At 51.7% G+C, this 263-nt stretch carries 3 tRNA genes; all 3 read left to right on the plus strand.

The window, feature by feature from the left end:
* Positions 1-15: 15 nt before the first annotated feature.
* The 3 genes from ACXAH1_RS24795 to ACXAH1_RS24805 all read left to right on the plus strand — a co-directional run bounded on the left by ACXAH1_RS24795 (position 16) and on the right by ACXAH1_RS24805 (position 258).
* Positions 16-90, plus strand: a tRNA-Gln gene (locus ACXAH1_RS24795).
* 2 nt (positions 91-92) lie between these two features.
* A tRNA-Met gene (locus tag ACXAH1_RS24800) sits at positions 93-169 on the plus strand.
* Between the two features lie 4 nt (positions 170-173).
* Positions 174-258: transfer RNA gene (locus ACXAH1_RS24805), tRNA-Leu, on the plus strand.
* Positions 259-263 lie beyond the last annotated feature (5 nt).

Consider the following 263-nt stretch of genomic DNA (forward strand, 5'->3'; position numbering starts at 1 on the left):
GGTTTGAGTTTTCGTTGGAGTATCGCCAAGCGGTAAGGCAGCGGGTTTTGATCCCGCCATTCCCAGGTTCAAATCCTGGTACTCCAGCCATTGGCTATGTAGCTCAGCTGGTTAGAGCACATCACTCATAATGATGGGGTCCCCTGTTCAAATCAGGGCATAGCCACCACGTTGCGGAAGTGGCGGAATTGGTAGACGCGCTGGATTTAGGTTCCAGTATCTTCGGATGTGAGAGTTCAAGTCTCTCCTTCCGCACCATGTTC

The sequence above is a fragment of the Pseudoalteromonas sp. AWH4_217 genome (genome assembly GCF_056161105.1).